The organism is Pandoraea sp., from assembly GCF_041919235.1.
GTDB lineage: Bacteria > Pseudomonadota > Gammaproteobacteria > Burkholderiales > Burkholderiaceae > Pandoraea.
Genome location: NZ_JAYRUC010000012.1, coordinates 24,508 through 43,658, shown reverse-complemented (window position 1 = coordinate 43,658; position 19,151 = coordinate 24,508). Strand labels below are relative to the sequence as shown.

Genomic DNA, 19,151 nt, shown 5'->3' with positions numbered 1-19,151 from the left:
GTTTTTAGGGCTTATTCATGAAACCCGTGATCGCGCTCGTAGGGCGCCCCAACGTCGGTAAATCGACGCTATTCAACCGTTTGACCCGCTCGCGCGACGCGCTCGTCGCCGACATGCCCGGGCTCACGCGCGACCGTCACTACGGCGAGGGGCGCGTGGGCGAGCATCCCTATCTGGTGATCGACACCGGTGGCTTCGAACCCGTTGCCAAGGACGGCATTTTCCACGAAATGGCCAAGCAGACGCGTCAGGCCGTGGTCGAGGCCGACGTGGTGATCTATATCGTGGACGGTCGTCAGGGCCTTACGCCGCAAGACCAGATCATTGCCGACTACCTGCGCAAGACGGGACGCAAGATCATGCTCGTGGTCAACAAGGCCGAGGGCATGAAGTACTCTGCCGTCGCGAACGACTTCTACGAACTCGGTCTGGGCGACCCGCTGGCGATCTCGGCGGCGCACGGCGATGGCGTAAAGGAAGTCATCGACGAAGCCATCGCGCCGTTCTATGCCGACCAGGACGAGAACGAAGACGCGAGGCAGAACGACGGGCGCGTGAGAATCGCGATCGTCGGGCGTCCGAACGTTGGGAAGTCGACGCTGGTCAACACGCTGCTCGGCGAAGAGCGCGTGATCGCATTCGATATGCCGGGCACCACGCGCGACTCGATTCACATCGATTTCGAGCGTCAGGGCCGCAACTATACGTTGATCGACACGGCGGGTCTGCGTCGCCGAGGAAAGGTTTTTGAGGCGGTCGAGAAGTTTTCGGTTGTGAAAACACTGCAATCGATTGCCGACGCGAATGTCGTGATTCTCATGCTCGATGCCCGACAGGACATCTCCGATCAGGACGCGCACATCGCAGGCTTCATCGTCGAGTCGGGGCGCGCGGTGGTGGTGGGCGTGAACAAGTGGGACGGGCTGGACGAGTACACCCGCGATCAGACCAAGCAGGAGCTGGAGCGAAAGCTCAAATTCCTCGGGTTTGCCAACTTTCACTTCATTTCGGCGACGAAGGCCACGGGCATCGGTCCGCTGATGCGCTCGGTCGATGAAGCCTACGCTGCAGCGATGAGCAAGCTGCCGACCCCGAAGCTCACGCGCGCCCTGAACGAGGCGGTGGAGCACCAGCAGCCGCGGCGTTCCGGGTTCTCGCGTCCGAAGCTGCGCTACGCTCACCAAGGGGGCTCGAATCCGCCGATCATCGTCGTGCACGGGAATAGTCTCGATGGCGTGACCGACAGCTATCGTCGCTACCTGGAGAACCGTTTCCGCGAAACTTTTAAGTTGAAGGGCACTCCATTACGTATAGAGTTCCGAAACAGCGCGAACCCTTACGCCAAGGGCGAGTGAAAGCCTGTCCCGGGCGGCGTTTTGCTGGCGACGCTTGCAAAATCAGCTATAGTGTGGAGGTCAGGGCGGGAAGCGCGCACACGCCTTGGCTTACGGTCATTTGCTAAAAATACAATGGAGTAATTTATGAGCAACAAAGGGCAACTTTTACAAGACCCGTTTCTGAACGCCTTGCGTAAGGAGCATGTTCCCGTCTCGATCTATCTGGTCAACGGTATCAAGCTGCAGGGAAACATCGAGTCGTTCGACCAGTATGTCGTCCTGCTGCGCAACACGGTCACCCAAATGGTGTACAAGCATGCCATTTCGACGGTCGTGCCTGCGCGTCCGGTGAATTTCCATCCGGAAGCCGAGCAGTCCTGATTCAGGCTCGCCCGACCGGGAGTATCTCCGGCCGGGCGAATATCTCTTCCCCATCGCCCACTCTTGTCCAACAGTCCAAACACCCATTCTCTGCGTAGCTTGACCATCAACGCCGCGCTCGTCGGCATCGATTTCGGCAAACTCGATTTCGAAGCCAGTCTCCAAGAACTCGACCTTTTGACGCAATCTGCGGGTGCTACACCCGTCGTGACCGTGACCGGCCGTCGCCATAGCCCGGACGCGAAGCTGTTCATCGGTAGTGGCAAAGCGGAAGAACTGCGTGTCGCGATCGACGAGTACGACGTCGAACTCGTGATTTTCAATCACGCACTGACACCAGGTCAGCAGCGTAACCTCGAACATCTGCTGCAGTGCCGGGTGGTCGATCGGACCAGCCTGATCCTCGATATCTTCGCCCAACGCGCCAAGAGTCATGAGGGCAAGCTGCAGGTCGAACTTGCGCAGTTGCAGTATTTGTCCACGCGCCTGGTGCGTGCCTGGACTCACTTGGAACGTCAGAAAGGCGGTATCGGTCTGCGCGGACCGGGTGAGACGCAGTTGGAGACCGACCGTCGACTCCTCGGCGAGCGCGTGAAGTCGCTCACGGCACGGCTCGAGCGGCTCAAGCGTCAGCACGACACGCAACGACGTGCACGTCAACGCAGCGGCACGATGTCGGTCTCGCTCGTGGGCTATACGAACGCAGGCAAGTCCACGCTGTTCAATGCAATGACGAAGGCCAACGCCTACGCCGCAGATCAGTTGTTTGCGACGCTCGATACCACGTCGCGTCGCCTATATCTTGGCGATGTCGGGAACATCGTGCTATCCGATACTGTCGGATTCATCCGAGAGTTGCCGCACCAGTTGGTTGCGGCATTCCGGGCGACGCTTGAGGAGACGGTACACGCCGACATGCTGCTGCATGTGGTGGATGCGTCGAGTCAGGTGCGTCAGGAGCAGATGGCCGAGGTCAACGCCGTTTTGGCGGAGATCGATGCGGCGAACATCCCGCAGATTCTCGTCTGGAACAAGATCGACGCGGTGCCGGAACTGGCCGCCCAAGGGCCGAGAATCGAACGGGACGAAGCCGGTCGCGTTACGCGCGTCTTTTTGAGCGCGCGCACCGGCCAGGGCCTCGACCTGCTGCGCGAGGCCATCAGCGAGGCGGTTGTGGCCGGCACTGCTGGGTTACAATCGCAGCACGAAGCGCCCGATGTCCGGCTCATCGACCGTTCTCACGATGCGCCGCGCGCAGAAGATTGATAACACGAGACGTCGCACCGTGAAGGGCGAGTTGCCACGGGGAATGCCGGCAACACGGCCCGTCGCGGGCGACGAACTGGCAAAAGACTAGACGAAGGCCGGTCAAGGCCGCCGATCGGCACATCAGATTCGGGAATCACGCGCGAACCGGCAGCAAGCGCGCTCCGAAGCGCGGCGCGCCGGTCGCAACACCAAGACCCCTTCAGTCACCACGCTTCTAACTATGCTTCCGAGAGCTTTGATGCGACGAGTTGGCTTGATTTTCTCCCTGAACGACCCGCGCTGGGGGCGGGACGGCGGCGGCGATACGCCGTCCGGCAATCAGGAGCCGAACCGCCCCGATCGTGCGAACAATCCCAATCCGCAGGATCCTAACGATCCGAAAGAGCCGCCGCGCGGACCGCAAGGCCCGCAGCAGGACGGCCCGCCCGATCTCGACGAACTCTGGCGCGACTTCAACCGGCGTCTTAACCGCATATTCGGCCGCAAGGGTGGCGGAGGCGGCAATGGCGGCTCGGGCAATTTCTCCGGGAGCTCGCGTGGCTCAGGTATCGGCGCCGGCGTTGTCGTCGCGCTGGCGTTCCTGATCTGGCTGGCCACAGGGGTCTTCATCGTCCAGGAAGGGCAGGTCGGTGTGGTCACCCAATTCGGCAAGTACAAGTACACGACGACCTCAGGTATTCAATGGCGTCTGCCGTATCCGTTCCAGTCGGTCGAGATCGTCAATATGGCGCAGATCCGGTCGGTCGAAATCGGCCGTTCGAACACGATTCGCGATACCGATCTGAAGGACTCGTCGATGCTCACGGGCGATGAAAACATCATCGACGTGCGATTCGCGGTGCAGTACCGCATCAAGGACGCGACCGAGTTCCTGTTCAATAACGTGGATGCCGAAGCGTCGGTGAATCTGGCGGCGCAAACGGCCGTGCGCGAGATTGTCGGCAAGAGCAAGATGGACTTTGTGCTCTACGCTGGCCGCGAAGAGATCGCCAACGAACTGGTCAGCTCGATTCAGCGCATTCTCGACAGCTACAAGACCGGTATTCTGGTCACAAGTGTGACGATGCAAAGCGTGCAACCGCCCGAGCAGGTGCAAGCCGCTTTCGATGACGCCGTAAAGGCCGGTCAGGATCTGGAGCGTGTGAAAAACGAGGCGCAGGCCTACGCAAATGACGTGATCCCGCGTGCCAAGGGTACGGCGTCGCGTCTCACGGAAGAGGCGGCCGGCTACAAGGCTCGTGTCGTGTCTCAGGCGCAGGGCGATGCCGATCGCTTCAAGTCGGTCCAGGAAGCCTATGCCAAGGCGCCGGCGGTGACGCGCGAGCGGATGTATCTCGACACGATGCAACAGATCTATTCGCGCACCACCAAAATCATGGTGGATTCGAAGAACAACAGTTTGTTGTATTTGCCGTTGGACAAGATCATGGAGCGTTCGCGTGGCGACGCGTCGACCCCGGCGCCGGCCTCCGGCGCAGGCGCGGGGAAGGCGGCGGGTACGCCTGGGGCCGATGACAACAACGATGTCGACCATGATCGATCGCGAGCGGCACTGCGCAACCGCGACCGCGATTCACGCTAAGGGGATAAGCGCATGAACCGTATTGGAACCATTATTGTCGCGCTGATCGTCTTGTTGATCGTGCTTGCCTCGACCATGTTCGTGGTGGATCAGCGCCGTTATGCCGTGGTGTTCTCGCTGGGCGAGATCAAGGATGTCTACAGCCAGCCCGGCTTGAAATTCAAGTTGCCGCCGCCGCTCCAGACCGTGTTGTATCTGGACAAGCGCATCATGACCATCGATAACCCGGAGCCGGAACGCTTCATCACGGCCGAGAAGAAGAACCTCATCGTCGATTCGTATGTGAAGTGGCGTATCGTTGATCCGCGCAAGTTCTACGTGAGCTTCAAGGGCGATAGCCGCCTCGCGCAGGATCGGTTGACGCAGCAGATCCGCTCGGCATTGCAGGAAGCCTTCACCAAACGCACCGTGACCGAAGTCGTGTCGACGCAACGCGATCAGGTGATGCAATGGGTCAAGCAGAAGGTTGGCGAAGACGCAGCGCAAGTCGGCATCGAAATCGTCGACGTGCGGATGCGCCGTGTCGATCTGGCGGCGGGCATCAGCGATTCGGTCTATAGCCGCATGGCCGCCGAACGCAAGCGCGTGGCGAACGAGTTGCGTTCGACCGGTGCCGCCGAGGCCGAGCAGATTCGAGCCGATGCCGATCGACAACGCGACGTGGTGGTGGCGCAAGCCTACGCCAAGGCCCAGCAGGTCAAGGGCGAGGGCGATGCCACCGCGGCCGCCATCTACGCGCAAGCGTTCGGGCGTGATCCGCAGTTCGCCCAGTTCTATCAGAGCCTCGAAGCGTACAAGGCCACCTTCCGCGACAAGCGCGATGTGATCATTGCCGATCCGAACAGCGATTTCTTCCGATTCATGCGCGGGTCGGGCGGTGCTGGCGCGCCGGCCGGAAAAGCGGGAAAATAGCGCCCTTGACATCCGAGTAGCTGCCACCGCCCGCGTCAACCGCGGGCGGTGGCATTTTGGCCGAGTCCCCCCTGTGACCAGCAGCACGATAATTCTCGCTTTGGCCCTCATGCTGATCGTGGAGGGCATGTTTCCGTTTGTCGCACCGGACCGGTGGCGGCAAAGTTTTCGTAAAATAACGGAAATGCCGTCCGGCCAGATTCGCTTCTTCGGCCTGGCCGCCGTCTCGCTGGGGCTGATCCTCATGCTGCTGGCTGACCACTAAAAGGCGCTTTTGCGCGCCGTCTGATGACCGAAATACCCATGCCTAACTGGCTACTCCCCGAAAATATTGCCGACGTGCTGCCGTCCGAGGCGCGCAAGATCGAAGATCTTCGCCGCCTCATGCTCGATCGTTTCCGCACTTACGGCTATGAACTCGTCATGCCGCCGATGCTCGAGTATGTCGAGTCGCTGCTGACGGGCACCGGCCATGACCTCGATTTGCGTACGTTCAAGCTCGTCGATCAGCTCTCGGGGCGCACGATGGGCTTGCGCGCGGACATCACCCCGCAGATCGCCCGTATCGACGCGCATTTGCTCAATCGCAAAGGCGTGACGCGGCTGTGCTACGCGGGCAGCGTACTGTTTACGCGTCCGCGCAATCTGCTGGCAACGCGTGAGCCGTTTCAGATCGGTGCGGAAATCTTCGGGCACAGCGGGCTGGAAGCGGACCTCGAGATTCAGGAGTTGTTGCTCTATTGCCTTGAACTCGCCGGTCTGAAGCAGATTCGTATCGATTTATGCCATGCAGGTGTTCTGGAGGCCTTGATCGGCGGCGTGCCGGCCGCAGAGGCCGTCGAGAGTCAGTTGTTTGGGGCGCTCGCCACCAAGGACGTACCGCAGCTCGAAGCACTGACCGGCGACCTTCCGGCGCCGTTGCGCGACGCGTTGCTGGCGTTGACCACGTTGTATGGCGAGCCGGCAGACACACTTGCGCGTGCCCGTCAGGCGCTGCCGGACCTGCCTGGTGTGAAGGCCGCGCTCGACGATCTGGCCTATCTGGCGGCGTCGTCGCAGAGCAAGGACGGACCGGCCGTGCTGTCGATCGATCTGGCCGATCTGCGCGGCTATCAGTACCACAGCGGTGTGATGTTCGCGGCATATGTCGACGGCATCCCGAACGCGATTGCTCGCGGCGGGCGCTACGACAAGGTCGGGCAGGCGTTCGGACGAGATCGGCCGGCAACGGGTTTTTCGCTGGATTTGCGTGAGTTGGCGGCAATTTCTCCAGTGGAAGCGCGGAGTAATGCGATTTTGGCACCTGCCGACGACGTGCCTGGACTGCGCGCCAAGATCGACAGCTTGCGCGACGCGGGTGAGGTCGTCATTCGCATGCTGCCGGGCCACGATCAGGATTTCGAGGAGTTCACGGGAGACCGTGTGTTGGTCGAAGAAGACGGCCAATGGGTGGTGACACCCCGATGAACGCCGCTGAAAAAAGCGGCACTAGCGTACGCCAACACGGGTAGAATACGTTTTTAACCAAACCAACTATTGTTATGTCCGGCAATGCTTTGAATCAGGGACGCAACGTCGTCGTTATCGGAACCCAATGGGGCGACGAAGGCAAGGGTAAGGTCGTCGACTGGCTGACCGATCACGCGCAAGGCGTGGTGCGTTTCCAAGGGGGCCACAATGCCGGACATACACTCATCATCGGTGGCAAGAAGACGATTCTGCGCCTGATCCCGTCGGGCATCATGCACAAGGACGTCACGTGCTACATCGGCAACGGTGTGGTCCTCTCGCCCGAAGCGCTGTTCAAGGAAATCGAAGAGTTGGAGAGCGCCGGCCTGAATGTATGCGGCCGCTTGCGCATTTCCGAGGCCTGTACGTTGATTCTCCCGTACCACGTCGCCATCGATCAGGCGCGCGAAGCGCGCCGTGGTGCCGGCAAGATCGGCACGACCGGTCGCGGCATCGGCCCGGCGTACGAAGACAAGGTCGGCCGCCGTGCGCTGCGTGTTCAGGATCTCTTCGATCCGGAGGCATTTGCCGAGCGTTTGCGCGAAACCCTCGATTATCACAACTTTGTCCTTACTCAGTATCTGGGTGCGAAGGCCGTCGATTTCCAGGAAACGCTGAATTCGATGCTGAGCTACGCGTCGCGCCTGCAGCCGATGATTGCCGACGTGTCGCAGATGCTCTACGCGGCCAATCGTGAAGGTCAGAATCTGTTGTTCGAAGGCGCGCAAGGTACGCTGCTCGACATCGATCACGGTACCTATCCGTTCGTGACCAGCAGCAATTGCGTTGCAGGTGCCGCGTCGGCCGGTGCCGGCGTTGGTCCGCAGCAATTGCATTACGTGCTGGGCATCACCAAGGCATATTGCACGCGTGTTGGCGCGGGGCCGTTCCCCAGCGAGCTTTACGACGCGGACAACCCCGCCCGCCAGGAAGCGATCGGCCTGCGACTGGCGACGGTCGGCAAGGAGTTCGGTTCGGTGACGGGGCGTCCGCGCCGCACGGGCTGGATGGATGCCGCAGCACTCAAGCGTTCGATTCAGATCAACGGCGTAACGGGCCTGTGCATGACGAAGCTCGACGTGCTCGACGGTCTCGACACTGTGCGCCTGTGCGTCGGCTACCGGATCGACGGCAAGACGATCGATATTCTGCCCCGTGGCGCAGTGGACGTCGCCCGATGCGAACCTGTATATGAAGACTTCCCCGGCTGGTCGCAGAGCACGGTGGGCGTGACGTCGTGGGACGAACTGCCGGTTCAGGCGCAACGCTATTTGAAGCGCATTGAAGAGGTGAGCGGTATTCCGATCGATATGGTATCGACCGGCCCGGACCGTGACGAAACCATCCTGTTGCGTCATCCCTTCAAGCACTGAAAGTCCCGTAGCATCGGCAATGCACATCATGAACCTGCCCCAAAACGACGACAAGAATCTCTGGGTCTCGTGGGACGACTATCATCGACTGATCGAGCGTCTGGCGCTCAAGGTCTATGAGTCCAATTGGAAGTTCGACAAGATCCTGTGTCTGGCCCGTGGTGGTTTGCGTGTGGGCGATCAACTCGCACGCATCTACGACGTTCCGCTCGCGATTCTGGCGACCAGCTCGTATCGTGAAGCCGAGGGCACCGTTCGCGGTGATCTCGACATCGCGCAGTACATCACCATCACCCGCGGCGAGTTGGAAGGCCGTGTGCTGCTGGTCGACGATTTGGTCGATTCGGGCGTGACGCTCGAGCGCGTTGGCAAGCACCTCAAGGAACGTTTCCAAAAGGTCACCGACGTGCGCTCAGCGGTGCTATGGCACAAGGCGTGTTCGAAGGTGGCCCCGGATTACGCGGTCGATTTTCTGCCGACGAATCCGTGGATTCATCAGCCTTTCGAAGAGTACGATACGCTTCGCCCGCACAATTTGTCCGCGTGGATCAAGCGCGGCACCTGAGCGATTTCGGGATAGCTGGGCGTGGCGCGAGGCAACGTGAGGTCGTCCCACAAGCGGCACAGACACACAGGCGGTGACATCGTAAGATGCATCGCCTGTTTTGTTTTGGTGCGCTGGCGCGACGCCTTGCTGCCGATTCTTTGCGGGGTGCCGTGGTCGCGCCATAACGCGGGCAATTTCCCCTTTGCTCGCGGCTTCGTCCGCACGGCGATGTGATCAGGATGCCTTCGTCGTTTGTCGGCGCGCATCGCCTGACGCTCGACAACGGGCGCGCAGCGTCGCCCGTTGTCCGTGGCGCCTGTTCGCTGACGTTAGTTTGCCGACATGCCGCTATGTCGCAGCAAAGCGTCGACTTGCGGTGCGCGACCGCGGAACGCGATAAACGAAGCCATCGCTTCCCGGCTGCCGCCAACCGCGAGAATTTCATCGCGGTAGCGCGCACCGGTGGCCTTGTCGAGTACTGAACCGCTGACCTTCGCGGCTTCTTCGAATGCCGCGTAGACATCGGCAGACAGCACCTCCGCCCACTTGTAGCTGTAATAGCCTGCGGCGTAGCCGCCCGCAAAGATGTGGCTGAACGTATTCGGCCATCGCGAAAATTCCGCCTGGGGCGTGACGTGCAACCGGTCGTTGATCCGTTTCGAAACCGCCAGCACCGACTCGTTGCCGCGAGGGTCGAAATCGTAATGCAGATGCATGTCGAAGTCGGAGAAAACCAACTGACGCAGCATCATCAAACCGCTTTGGAAGTTGCGGGCGGCGACCATCTTGTCGAACAGCGCGCGCGGCAGCGGGGCGCCCGTGTCCACGTGAGCCGTCATGTGCTCGAGCACATCCCATTCCCAGCAGAAGTTCTCCATGAACTGGGACGGCAACTCGACCGCATCCCACTCGACACCATTGATGCCGGCTACGCCGGCATCTTCCACCTGCGTCAGCATATGATGCAGGCCGTGACCGAATTCATGGAACAGCGTGATGACGTCGTCGTGCGGCAGCAAGGCCGGCTTTTCGCCAACGGGGGCCGGGAAGTTGCACACGAGGTACGCAACCGGCGTCTGCAGCGCCCCATTGGGCAGGCGTTTGCGGGTGCGGGCACTGTCCATCCACGCGCCGCCGCGCTTTCCCTCGCGAGCGAAGAGATCCATGTAGAACTGTGCCACCAGTTCTCCATCGCGTTCAATGCGGAAGAAGCGCACGTCCGGATGCCACGTTTCGGCGTCTTGTGGGCGAATGGTCACGCCGAACAACGTACCGGCGACACGGAACAAACCGTCGAGCACCTTGGGCAAAGGGAAATACTGGCGAACTTCCGTTTCAGAGAAGGCATAGCGTTGCTGGCGCAGCTTCTCCGACGCGTAAGCCGTGTCCCACGGTTCGAGCTTGTCGATGCCCAGCGACTTGGCGGCGAACGCTTGCAGCGCTTCCCAGTCCTGCTCGGCGTACGGACGCGCGCGGCGTGCGAGGTCTTCGAGGAATTCGAGAACTTGCGCAGGGGACTCGGCCATCTTCGGCTCGAGCGACACCTCCGCATAGTTGTTGAAGCCGAGCATTTGCGCTTCCTCGCGGCGCAGGGCGAGTTGCTCCACGACGATTTCGGTGTTGTCCCAGTCCGCTTCTCCCTCACCGAATTGCGGGCCAAGTTCCGACGCGCGGGTGACGTTGGCGCGATACAGTTTCTCGCGAAGCGCGCGGTTGTCTGCGTATTGCAGCACCGGGAAGTAGGACGGAAAATGCAGCGAGAATTTCCAGCCCTCGAGGCCGTCGCGCTCTGCGGCGGCGCGGGCGGCCGCCTTGTCGTCATCGGGCAGGCCAGCGAGTTCCTGCTCGTCGGTCACGACCAGCGAGAACTTGTTGGTGGCATCGAGCACGTGATCCGAAAAGTCCTTGGCCAGACGCGCTTGCGCTTCCTGAATTTCGGCGAATCGCGGTTTTTGATCCTCGGGGAGTTCGGCTCCCCCCAAACGGAACCCGCGCATCTCATTATCGAGAATTTTCTTTCGGGCCGGGGACAGCCCCGCAAATTCCGGGCCGGCCGCAATGGCCTTGTACTTTTCGAACAGCGCCAGATTTTGACCGACGCTCGCGGAGAATTCGGTAACGCGCGGCAGGTTTTCGCTGTAGGCCGCACGAAGCGCCGGGGTATCGGCGACCGCGTTCAGATGTCCAATGATTTCCCAGGCGCGGCCCAGGCCTTCGGTGCCGTCTTCCACCGCGTCGAGAATGTCGGCCCAGGTCGCAGGCGTGGATGGGTCCGCTGCCCGATCGACAGCCGCACGCGCCTGCGCCAGGAGCACGTCGACGGCGGGCGTCACATGTTCGGGGCGGATCTCGGCAAAACGGGGGAGTCCTTCGATATCGAGCAGAGGATTGGTTTGCGGCGTATTCATGCGTTCGTTGTCCACTTGAAGGGGCTTACGAAGAGTGTGGGGGCATACCGTGCAATTTTCCAGTCGTTTTTTTCAACCGGCACGATTGGCATGACCATGCGCGAAGGCCGTGAACCGCCGTATCAGGCTTGCATTCAGGGGGCTTCAAGCGCAACGAAGGTGAGGGTGACGCTCGGTCGTGTCACCCGGATACGGACCGGATTTTCAGGATAATCCGAGTTTGGATTTCTTGAATCCACCGGATTTTTCCGGCGCAGGCCCGAAGACGACGCAGGCGCCGGCGACCACCCGGTCGCGGGCGGCCCCCTGCGCCCTTGCGCGAACAGCGTTGCTGGAACGCGCACAAGGCGCCGTAAGGTGCTTAAAGGTGCAAGGAGGGTGCTGGAAGGCGCTGTGGGGGTGGTTCAGGCGCCCAGAGCGCGCTCGGCCGCCTCGATGGTGTTGACGAGGAGCATGGTGATCGTCATTGGGCCAACGCCGCCGGGTACCGGCGTGATAAAGCCGGCTACGTCCTTCACGCCGTTGAAGTCGACGTCACCGCACAGTTTGCCTTCATCGTCACGGTTCATGCCGACGTCGATCACTGCTGCGCCGGGTTTGACCATGTCGGCCGTAACGATATTGCGCTTGCCCACGGCCGCGACGATCACGTCCGCGTTGCGGGTGTGGGCGGCCAGATCGCGTGTCTTGCTATTGCAGATCGTGACCGTGGCGCCCGCCTGGAGCAGCATCATCGCCATCGGCTTGCCGACAATGTTCGACGCACCGATCACCACGGCCACCGCGCCGCGCAGCGGAAAGTCCACGGATTCGAGCATCTTCATGCAGCCGTACGGCGTGCATGGACGGAACAGGGGGGCGCCTGTCATCAGGGCGCCGGCATTCGACACGTGGAAGCCGTCAACGTCCTTTTCCGGCGCAATCGCTTCGAGCACTTTATGGCTGTCGATGTGCTTCGGCAGGGGCAGTTGCACAAGAATGCCGTTGATTTTCGGATCGCGGTTGAGTTCGTCGATGCGGGCGAGCAGGGTGCTCTGCGCCAGATCTGCCGGATAGCGGTCGAGCGATGAATGGAGGCCGTTGTCCTCGCACGCCTTGACCTTGTTGCGCACATAGACCTGGCTGGCCGGGTCCTCGCCGACCAGAATCACGGCAAGCCCGGGCCGATGGCCGCGAGCGGTGAGGGCGGCAGCGCGGGTGGCAACTTCGGCGCGAATACGTTTGGCGAGGGCGTTGCCGTCGATGAGGGTGGCGGTCATGATGCGTGGATATCGTGTGAAGGAAGGGGCACGGCCGAAAGGCCAGATACGGCAGCGTCGGTCAGGCGGGTGAGCGACGCAAAGACCGTATTATAACGGCGCGCCGGAACGTGCGGGCGCGAGAACCCTGCCCGGAACGGGCATCGCGACGTCGCGCCGCCGGCCGCGCCCCGAGGCACTCATGAACCGTCGCGCTTCGCAGGGCTGCCTTCGATCGCTTAACGCGCTTAGTGAGCTTGACGCGCCTGGTGCGCCTGGTGCGCTCAGCGAGCAACGTCACACCGACGCGACCGGACGCTGAGCCACCGGCCGGTGGACTGGCCCCGCGCCCGTCGCCCGGCGCGATGCCATGCATTGGGCCCGTCAGCGACCCGATCAGGGGCGAGGCGGTGCGCTGGAGCGCTTGGAGAGCGCGAGGCGGAGCAAATCAGCGACCGTGTTGACGTTGAGCTTCTCCATGATATTGGCGCGGTGCGCCTCGACCGTCTTGATGCTGATGCCCAGATCGTCGGCAATTTGTTTGTTCAGGCGACCGGCGATGATGCGCTCGAGTACCTGATGCTCGCGACTCGTGAGTTTGGAGAGCAGGTCTTCCGCGGCTTGCTGCTCGCGTTGACTACTGGCGTCCTGTCGGGCCTTCGACAACATCCGTTCGACCTGGCTGCGGAGTTCCGCTTCGTCGAAAGGCTTTTCGATGAAGTCCATCGCCCCTTTCTTCATCGTATCGACCGCCATCGGCACGTCGCCATGGCCCGTCACGAAGATGATCGGGATGTTGAATTTGTTTTCGACCAATTTCTCCTGAAGCTCCAAACCGCTCATGCCGGGCATGCGCACGTCGAGAATCAGGCAGCCAAGCTGATGCCCGTTGTAATGCGAAAGAAATTCCTCGGCGCTGGCGAAGCCACGCACATGGTAACCATTGGCCTCGAGAAGCCAGCGAAGCGAGTCGCGGACCGCCTCGTCGTCATCAACGACGAAGACGGTTTCTTGTTCGATGTTGGTGTTGGGTGTTGTCATAGTCCTCCCCCGGATCCGGATGTCGTATCGCCTTCTAACCGTAACAGAATACAAAAAGTACAACCATTCCGCACGCCGTTGATGTCATTGTTTTCCACCCACAGGCGGCCGTGATGCGATTCGATGATCGAGCGGCAGATATTCAGGCCCATGCCCATGCCGTCCGACTTAGTGCTAAAGAAAGGTTCAAACAACCGTTCGATGGTGGCTTCGTCGACGCCAGGTCCATGATCGGACACCTGGAATTCGACCGATTTGTCTCGGCGCTCCACATGCAGACGCACCGTGGCGTCGCGTCGCTGGCCGGGAGGCGGCGTGTAGCCGTGCATGGCCTCCGCAGCATTCTTGAGCAGGTTCACGAGCACCTGTTCGATAAGCACCGGATCCACGTTGATCTGCGGCAGTCCTGCGGGCAGCTCGGTCACGATGCGAATGCGGCGTTTGCGCGCTTCGAGTTCGGCGAGGCCCACGGCATCTGCCACGATCTCATAAATCGACGACGATTGGCGTTTCGGTTCGCTGCGCTTCACGAACGCGCGAATCCGTTTGATGATCATGCCGGCACGAACCGCCTGCTGCGATGTTTTTTCGAGCGCGGGCAACAACGTTTCCGGTGATGTGCGTCCAGCACGCACGAGGGCTGCCGTGCCCATGCAATAGTTGTTGATGGCTGCCAGCGGCTGGTTCAGTTCGTGCGCGAGCGACGAAGCCATCTCGCCCATTGTCGTAAGGCGTCCGGTGAATTGCAGGCGTTCCTCCTCCTGCCGCGCCAGCTCTTCAGCGTGACGCCGAGCCGTAATGTCGGTCGCCACCTGCAACTGGGCGAGATGGCCGTCCACCCACTGGATATATTGACGCCGGACTTCAAACCATTTCTGGTGTGTCGGCAGATAGATTTCCTGTGTCTCTGCTGCCGTATCGGTGAGCGACGCGGCGGGCAGCCCCGCAAACGCGTCGACCATATCGATGTGATCGAGCGATGCCGGAGAGAGGTCTCCGCCGCCAGACAACTCCAGATGACCTTCCGGACGCGTACCGAACAACTGGCGGTAATAGCGATTCGCGAACAACAACTCCGCCTTGTCGACGGCCAGGACCGACACAGATGCGTCGAGGCTCTCGAGCACGGTCGTAAACCGCTCGTGTGCTGCGGCGAGTTCCTCGCGCGCCCGCTTCGGCTCGCTGATGTCGGTCAGCGACGACATCCAGCCGGTCTGGCGGCCGTGCGCATCCACGAGTGGCGAAACGAACATGCGCGCGTAGAAGATGGTGCCATCCTTGCGCTGCACGCGAATTTCAAAGCCGTGCGAGGGCGCCTTGCCGCGCAGCGTCATGTCGATGCGACGCTGCATTTCGTGGATGTCGTCCTTCGGCCAGTACGGATAGGGGGGCGCCCGATACATGAGATCGGCCTCTTCCCAGCCTGTCATTCGGCAGAACGCGGGGTTCACATAAGTGATGTGGCCCTGAAGGTCGAGCACGCGCATGCCGATGACGATGGAGTTTTCCATTGCGCGTCTGAACGACGTCTCGTTGAACAGCGCCTGCTGGGCCTCGAACCGCTGGCGCGTATGCCGCCACAGACTCCAGAGGCTCCAGAGAACGAAGCAGGACAACCCGGCAATCAGCCAGACCAGTGTGTTGTTGACGAAGTTGCCGACCGCCGGATATGAATAGATCCGCACGGCCAGACTGTGCCCGGGCGGATCGAGGAGCAACTCATATGAGACGTCGCGCGGTAGCGGCGGGCGTGTCGATGTCGTCGCCAACTCGTTGTTGTGCGTGTCGATGAACGATACCTTGAACTTGTCGCCAAGCTCCTGCGGCAACTCGTGGATCAACAGGCCTTCGACCGAATAGACCGCGCTGATCGTGCCGAGGAATTCGCGCTCGCGCAGCACGGGCACTTGCACGACGATGTAGCTTGCACCCGAGGCGTCGTAAATCAGTGTGGAGTATGCCGATCGGCGAGAGTCGCGAGCGGCGCGAAACGCGACCAGCAGTTCGTCCTCCATCGGATGCTGTGCCGAGCCTTGCAGGCGAGACGCAAACGCGGAGTCGGCCGGCAGTGCCCATTTCGGGCGCTGTGAGGCATCCAGCCAGTTCATGAAGACGATGTCCGCATGATTCTGCATCAGTTCGCTCGCGGTATTCTGGAAGTGCGTAACGTCCTGCGGCTTTGCCGCCGTATCGCGCGCCAGGGAACTGATCTGGTCCTGAATGGCCAGCATGTTGAGGCGAATCTGCTGCTGTGCCCATGCCACATTCCGATACAACGTGTCCTGCTGCTGCTCCGTCTCCCGGCGATTCAGGCTCCACAGGATCAGACTCATCACCACCAGGAAGATCACAATGGAGACGAGCGGGACCAACAAGTAGTAGTGCGACTCCGCGAACCCCTGCAACCAGCGGTTCGAGCGGGCAGACGTAGCGGCGGACCGGGACGGCGGAGCGGAGTTGGCAAGGCGTGGCGAAAGCATGGCGAGATTGTAGCGCAGGCCGGCCGGTTTCCCGCTGCCGCAATGTGGCGCAGATTGCTTTTCGGAAGCGTCCGAACTTTTCGTTAAGAATGCAGCGCAAAGTGCTGTTGAGACCGATCGGTACGCGCCCAGATCGTGGTGTGATAGCACCAGCAACCCATTGATTTTATGTGCACCGCAGCAGAATTCCGTATTATGAAATTTACTATCGTAATCTGAAATTTCGCTTGCGAAGCCAGGAGTAACCTTCGTACAATGCCCCCGTGAAAATGCCGGTGGCCCGTACATGAAGCGGGTATCGACCGTTACGCCAACCCGCTAACGACAGACAAGGAGACACCATGTCCGCCGTACCTGAAGAAGCTCTGAAGATCGTATCCCCTGCGGACGTCGATCCCCAAGAAACGCAAGAATGGCTGGCCTCGCTGGAAGGCGTGCTGGCTGCCGAGGGTCCGGAACGTGCCCACTATCTGCTCGAAAAGCTGATCGAGTTCGCTCGCATCAACGGCGAACATCACCCGTTCTCGGCCAACACGCCCTACATCAATACCATCCCCGTCGATCAGCAAGCACATATTCCGGGCGATCAGGATGTCGAGCACACGATCCGCTCGTACACCCGCTGGAATGCGATCGCGATGGTGTTGCGGGCCGGCAAGGACACGAACGTTGGTGGCCACATTGCGTCGTTTGCCTCGGCGGCAACGCTCTATGACGTCGGCTTCAACCACTTCTGGCATGCGCCTTCCGACAAGCACGGTGGCGACCTGGTCTTTGTGCAGGGCCACTCGTCGCCGGGTGTGTACAGCCGCGCGTTCCTGCTGGGCCGTCTGGAAATGACGCAGCTCGAGAACTTCCGTCAGGAGGTGGACGGCGGTGGCTTGTCGTCGTATCCGCACCCGTGGCTGATGCCTGATTTCTGGCAGTTCCCCACGGTGTCGATGGGCCTGGGTCCGATCATGGCGATCTATCAGGCTCGCTTCATGAAGTACCTCCAGTCGCGCAACATCGTGCAGACCGACGGCCGCAAGGTCTGGGCTTTCCTCGGCGACGGGGAGACGGATGAGCCGGAATCGCTGGGCGCGATCGGCATGGCCGGTCGCGAGCAGCTCGACAATCTCGTGTTCGTGATCAACTGCAACCTGCAGCGCCTGGACGGCCCGGTGCGCGGTAACGGCAAGATCATCCAGGAACTCGAATCGGAATTCCGCGGCGCTGGCTGGAACGTCATCAAGGTGATCTGGGGTAGCCGCTGGGATTCGCTGCTCGCGCGCGACAAGAAGGGCCTGCTCATGAAGCGCATGATGGAGTGCGTGGACGGCGAGTACCAGACGTACAAGTCGAAGGACGGTGCCTACGTTCGCGAGAACTTCTTCAACTCTCCGGAGCTGAAGGCGATGGTCGCCGACTGGTCCGACGAAGACATCTGGGCGCTGAACCGGGGCGGCCACGATCCGCATAAGATCTACGCAGCCTACCAGGCGGCCACCCAGCACAAGGGGCAGCCGAGTGTCATTCTGGCCAAGACCATCAAGGGTTACGGCATGGGTGAAGCCGGACAGGCCATGAACATCACCCACCAGCAGAAGAAGATGCCGGTGGAGTCGCTCAAGAAGTTCCGCGATCAGTTCAAGTTGCCGATCCCGGACGATCAGATCGGCGAGGTGCCGTACCTGCAGTTCGAAGAGGGCTCGAAGGAACTGGAATACATGCGTGCTCGCCGCATGGAACTGGGCGGCTATCTGCCGCAGCGCCGCACCAAGGCGGCTTCGCTGCCGGTGCCCGCGCTGTCCGCGTTCGACGCGCTGCTCAAGGCGACGGCCGAAGGCCGCGAGATTTCCACGACCATGGCGTTCGTGCGTATTCTCAATGTGCTGCTCAAGGATACGACGCTGGGTCAGCGCATCGTTCCGATCGTGCCGGATGAGTCCCGCACCTTCGGCATGGAAGGCCTGTTCCGTCAGATCGGTATCTGGAGCCAGGTCGGCCAGCGTTACATCCCGCAGGATCAGGATCAACTGATGTTCTACAAGGAATCCGAGAACGGTCAGATTCTGCAGGAAGGCATCAACGAAGCCGGCGGTATGTGCGACTGGATCGCTGCCGCGACGTCTTATTCGACGCACGGCGAGACGATGATCCCGTTCTACATCTTCTATTCGATGTTCGGCTTCCAGCGCATCGGCGATCTGGCATGGGCGGCGGGCGACATGCGCGCGCGTGGTTTCCTCGTGGGCGGCACGGCCGGTCGGACGACCCTGAACGGCGAAGGGCTGCAGCACGAAGACGGTCACTCGCTGCTGTGGGCGTCGTCGATCCCGAACTGCCTGCCGTACGATCCGACGTTCGCGTACGAGCTCGCCGTGATCGTTCAGGACGGTCTGCGCCGCATGGTGCAGGACCAGGAAGACGTGTATTACTACCTGACCGTGATGAACGAAAACTACCCGCACCCGGCCATGCCGGAAGGCGTGGAGCAAGACATCCTGAAGGGGATGTACGCGTTCCGTCGAGGTGCGGACACGGGCAAAGCGCCGCGCGTGCAACTGCTGGGTTCGGGCACGATCTTCAATGAAGTGATTGCTGCTGCCGAAATGCTCAAGAACGATTGGGGCGTCGAATCGGATCTGTGGAGCTGCCCGAGCTTCACGGAGCTGGCCCGCGAAGGCAACGACGTAGCGCGCTACAATCTCCTGCATCCGACCGAGACGGCACGTCTGTCGCATGTCGAGAAGTGCCTGAACGACACGCGGGGTCCGGTCATTGCATCGACGGACTACATCCGTACGTATGCCGACCAGATTCGTCCGTTCGTGCGTGGCCGTTACGTGGTGCTCGGCACCGATGGCTATGGCCGCTCGGATACGCGTGAGAAGCTGCGTCACTTCTTCGAGGTGGATCGTAACTGGGTCACGGTGGCTGCGCTCAAGGCACTGGCCGATGAAGGCGCTCTGCCGGCAGGCAAGGTCGCCGAAGCGATTGCCAAGTACAACCTGGATCCGAACAAACCCAACCCGATGACCGTCTAAAGGCCGCTTCGCGCGGTGTGCGCGACCGCCAGCCGCTTCAGCAGC

The 19,151-nt window shown here is 61.1% G+C and carries 14 protein-coding genes; 10 read left to right on the top strand and 4 right to left on the bottom strand.

Going from position 1 to position 19,151, the window contains the following annotated elements:
* Nucleotides 1-17 precede the first annotated feature (17 nt).
* From der to ACE3UG_RS11480, 9 genes are all read left to right on the top strand, one after another.
* Nucleotides 18-1,355, top strand: a complete 1,338-nt coding sequence (gene der, locus ACE3UG_RS11520; RefSeq protein WP_374623820.1) for a ribosome biogenesis GTPase Der — start codon at nt 18-20, stop codon at nt 1,353-1,355.
* 126 nt (nt 1,356-1,481) lie between these two features.
* Nucleotides 1,482-1,718, top strand: a complete 237-nt coding sequence (gene hfq, locus ACE3UG_RS11515) for an RNA chaperone Hfq (protein WP_010807283.1) — start codon at nt 1,482-1,484, stop codon at nt 1,716-1,718.
* Nucleotides 1,719-1,817: 99 nt separating this feature from the next.
* On the top strand, nt 1,818-2,984 hold the full coding sequence (gene hflX / locus ACE3UG_RS11510) for a GTPase HflX (RefSeq protein WP_374623815.1): 1,167 nt from the start codon (nt 1,818-1,820) through the stop codon (nt 2,982-2,984).
* Between the two features lie 223 nt (nt 2,985-3,207).
* A complete protein-coding gene (gene hflK, locus ACE3UG_RS11505) occupies nt 3,208-4,569 on the top strand; it encodes an FtsH protease activity modulator HflK (RefSeq protein ID WP_374623812.1) in 1,362 nt (453 codons plus the stop codon).
* Nucleotides 4,570-4,581: 12 nt separating this feature from the next.
* A complete protein-coding gene (hflC, locus tag ACE3UG_RS11500) occupies nt 4,582-5,481 on the top strand; it encodes a protease modulator HflC (RefSeq protein WP_374623809.1) in 900 nt (299 codons plus the stop codon).
* A 73-nt stretch (nt 5,482-5,554) separates the two neighbouring features.
* Complete coding sequence (locus tag ACE3UG_RS11495) at nt 5,555-5,746, top strand: DUF2065 domain-containing protein (protein ID WP_374623806.1); 192 nt, start codon at nt 5,555-5,557, stop codon at nt 5,744-5,746.
* A 38-nt stretch (nt 5,747-5,784) separates the two neighbouring features.
* Nucleotides 5,785-6,948 carry an ATP phosphoribosyltransferase regulatory subunit gene (locus tag ACE3UG_RS11490; RefSeq protein ID WP_374623803.1) on the top strand — a complete coding sequence of 388 codons (1,164 nt, stop codon included), beginning with the start codon at nt 5,785-5,787 and terminating at the stop codon, nt 6,946-6,948.
* A 74-nt stretch (nt 6,949-7,022) separates the two neighbouring features.
* Complete coding sequence (locus ACE3UG_RS11485; RefSeq protein WP_374623800.1) at nt 7,023-8,363, top strand: adenylosuccinate synthase; 1,341 nt, start codon at nt 7,023-7,025, stop codon at nt 8,361-8,363.
* Nucleotides 8,364-8,391: 28 nt separating this feature from the next.
* Nucleotides 8,392-8,928, top strand: coding sequence for a phosphoribosyltransferase (locus tag ACE3UG_RS11480; protein ID WP_374623797.1), 537 nt, complete (start codon nt 8,392-8,394; stop codon nt 8,926-8,928).
* Nucleotides 8,929-9,239: 311 nt separating this feature from the next.
* Here the strand turns inward: ACE3UG_RS11480 and ACE3UG_RS11475 are convergent, their stop codons facing one another.
* From ACE3UG_RS11475 to ACE3UG_RS11460, 4 genes are all read right to left on the bottom strand, one after another.
* Entirely contained in the window at nt 9,240-11,318 is a 2,079-nt protein-coding gene (locus ACE3UG_RS11475) for a M3 family metallopeptidase (RefSeq protein WP_374623794.1), read from the bottom strand.
* Nucleotides 11,319-11,722: 404 nt separating this feature from the next.
* Nucleotides 11,723-12,577 carry a bifunctional methylenetetrahydrofolate dehydrogenase/methenyltetrahydrofolate cyclohydrolase FolD gene (gene folD, locus ACE3UG_RS11470; RefSeq protein ID WP_374623791.1) on the bottom strand — a complete coding sequence of 285 codons (855 nt, stop codon included), beginning with the start codon at nt 12,575-12,577 and terminating at the stop codon, nt 11,723-11,725.
* 375 nt (nt 12,578-12,952) lie between these two features.
* The gene (locus ACE3UG_RS11465; RefSeq protein WP_374624071.1) at nt 12,953-13,597 is read right to left on the bottom strand and encodes a response regulator transcription factor; all 645 of its coding nucleotides are present in this window, start codon (nt 13,595-13,597) and stop codon (nt 12,953-12,955) included.
* Entirely contained in the window at nt 13,594-16,077 is a 2,484-nt protein-coding gene (locus ACE3UG_RS11460) for a PAS domain S-box protein (protein WP_374623788.1), read from the bottom strand. The genes ACE3UG_RS11465 and ACE3UG_RS11460 overlap by 4 nt, the downstream gene beginning before the upstream one ends.
* A gap of 341 nt (nt 16,078-16,418) precedes the next feature.
* Between ACE3UG_RS11460 and aceE the strand changes: the two genes are divergently transcribed.
* Entirely contained in the window at nt 16,419-19,106 is a 2,688-nt protein-coding gene (gene aceE / locus ACE3UG_RS11455) for a pyruvate dehydrogenase (acetyl-transferring), homodimeric type (RefSeq protein ID WP_374623785.1), read from the top strand.
* The last annotated feature ends 45 nt before the right edge of the window (nt 19,107-19,151 follow it).

What these genes read in the sequence shown, in the direction of transcription:
- der (WP_374623820.1), top strand. Translation starts at nt 18, where the DNA reads ATGAAACCCGTGATCGCGCTCGTAGGGCGCCCCAACGTCGGTAAATCG.
- hfq (WP_010807283.1), top strand. Translation starts at nt 1,482, where the DNA reads ATGAGCAACAAAGGGCAACTTTTACAAGACCCGTTTCTGAACGCCTTG.
- hflK (WP_374623812.1), top strand. Translation starts at nt 3,208, where the DNA reads ATGCTTCCGAGAGCTTTGATGCGACGAGTTGGCTTGATTTTCTCCCTG.
- hflC (WP_374623809.1), top strand. Translation starts at nt 4,582, where the DNA reads ATGAACCGTATTGGAACCATTATTGTCGCGCTGATCGTCTTGTTGATC.
- ACE3UG_RS11490 (WP_374623803.1), top strand. Translation starts at nt 5,785, where the DNA reads ATGCCTAACTGGCTACTCCCCGAAAATATTGCCGACGTGCTGCCGTCC.
- ACE3UG_RS11485 (WP_374623800.1), top strand. Translation starts at nt 7,023, where the DNA reads ATGTCCGGCAATGCTTTGAATCAGGGACGCAACGTCGTCGTTATCGGA.
- ACE3UG_RS11480 (WP_374623797.1), top strand. Translation starts at nt 8,392, where the DNA reads ATGAACCTGCCCCAAAACGACGACAAGAATCTCTGGGTCTCGTGGGAC.
- ACE3UG_RS11475 (WP_374623794.1), bottom strand. Translation starts at nt 11,318, where the DNA reads ATGAATACGCCGCAAACCAATCCTCTGCTCGATATCGAAGGACTCCCC.
- folD (WP_374623791.1), bottom strand. Translation starts at nt 12,577, where the DNA reads ATGACCGCCACCCTCATCGACGGCAACGCCCTCGCCAAACGTATTCGC.
- ACE3UG_RS11465 (WP_374624071.1), bottom strand. Translation starts at nt 13,597, where the DNA reads ATGACAACACCCAACACCAACATCGAACAAGAAACCGTCTTCGTCGTT.
- ACE3UG_RS11460 (WP_374623788.1), bottom strand. Translation starts at nt 16,077, where the DNA reads ATGCTTTCGCCACGCCTTGCCAACTCCGCTCCGCCGTCCCGGTCCGCC.
- aceE (WP_374623785.1), top strand. Translation starts at nt 16,419, where the DNA reads ATGTCCGCCGTACCTGAAGAAGCTCTGAAGATCGTATCCCCTGCGGAC.